At 41.9% G+C, this 1,840-nt stretch carries 1 protein-coding gene; it reads right to left on the bottom strand.

The features are described 5' to 3' along the window. Nucleotides 1–1,840, bottom strand: a 1,840-nt coding sequence (locus AC1DRF_RS25770; protein ID WP_477742049.1) for a DEAD/DEAH box helicase, incomplete at both ends; no start/stop codon positions are given.

The following is a 1,840-nucleotide window of genomic DNA, read 5'->3' as shown; positions in this document are numbered from 1 at the left end:
CCCGTATTTCTTGAGAGATAAGGGATGCATAAGGAATGCACAATAAAATCTGCTGCCGAGCTTGATATAAGTCTCTTTTTAACTGACTGCTGTTCGATGGATGGTACCAAATCAATTTAGGATGCTGAATGACTTCTTTTAAAAATTGCTGAGGCTGGTATACTTTTTGATTTTCGTTAAAGTGGTTAACCAACTTCCATAACGCTCGCTCCTTTGGTACACGCTGYTGGGCAAACGACTCGTCTGAAAGCATAATAAATTTTCCTTTTGAACGCGTCACCGCTACATTTACCAATCGGTCGCTATTTTCATTTGTTAAAAGTAAACCTGGTTTTGACTGCGGTTTTGTATCGACCGTATCAAAAATCATGATATCTCGTTCCGCGCCTTGAAATTTGTGTACGGTTGCTGCAATTATACCGCTAGCTGGTTCAATATCTTGAAGAAATGCATTGATCAATTTAGCTTGAGACTTATAAGGAGTCACATAGCCAAGAGTAGCCGAAGAAGCTTTGCGTGCCCGCAGCATCAAACTTACCGCCAACACAGCCGTTATCACATTGTAGCGTGAGCCGGAAGCAGCATCTCGCATAGCGGAAGAATGCAAATGACCAATGTTAAGCATCAGCGCTGCTTCATGAGCAAACGGCCGGCTGCTTGCTACTACTTCTCGACTTGTTGTGACAGATGGATGATCTGCTACTCGATTGCTGTAAATATAGCGGTTTGTAAAAGCTGAGATATCTTTATGCATTCTTCTTTGCTTCGTCAACATAAAAAGATGCGGGTGTATCTCACTGCTTTCTACTTGCTCTACAAGACCCGTCTGCTCAAATAAATCTCGCTGCAGCCACTTCTTCACTTCAGCATGAGAAGATTGAGATACCGGGGGAAGCTGTTTAAAATCGCCGCATACGACAATTCGTTTTCCTAACGTAGCTGCAAAAGCAATTTGCGGTGCATATGCCATGCTAATTTCGTCTACCACAACCATATCAAATTCATTTTGATAAAGTAATCGGTCAATAGCCGCTTTTGATAAAGTAGTGCCTACAATATACGCTTGATCAAAAACATTTTTCTCCGCATCAATCCACTTCTTACGAAGGGCGTTTATCTTTTTGTTAACTTGCTGAAGCTGGTGAGCTCTATTAGGATACCTGCTTAAGTAAACTCGTTCTTCTTGTAAATCACGCATCTCCTGAGCTAAATCCGGATCATCTTCTCCAATGACTTCTTCTACTTTTATATTTTCTAAGCCGCTGCTTTTTGTTGCTCCGTATCGAATGAGTTTTCCTTTTTTCCAAGCTCCTTTCTTTTTTAACTGACGCGCAGTTTCTTGCAGCAAACCGTCCACCGCTGCATTACTGTGAGATAATAAAAGGATCCGCTTTGATTTCCGGTAATAGCTTGCCGCGATTTTGGACAGCGTATATGTTTTTCCTGTTCCAGGAGGACCCCAAATATAAGTAGTACGGTTATAACGCGCTCGCAGCAACACTTCATGAAGAGCGTTCTTAGACGTATACTCCTTATGACGAACAGGACTATCGCCTCTCATAAGACGTTTGATTCTCACTATTTTTTGCTTGTAATCTTTTGCTTCCGTGAGTCTATCAATGAGCGCCTGCAATAACTCCCATGGTTCGTTATATATATCGAGTTCGTCTACTTCTTGTCCAATAAACGCATCTATTTTAAGGTACAGATCAAACCCTTCTGTTCCGATCACTTCTCCTTTACTTTCTTTATGCTGGTGGACAAGGCGTACCTGAGCTCCATCAAAAAGGTATAAATCGGCTGTGCGTTCAAACCGGTAAAGATACGCATCCTCCTGCTG

It is taken from the genome of Priestia sp. P5_B4, assembly GCF_056400385.1.
The sequence above is the reverse complement of the archived record's forward strand: the minus strand, read 5'-3'. Positions and strand labels throughout refer to the sequence as shown.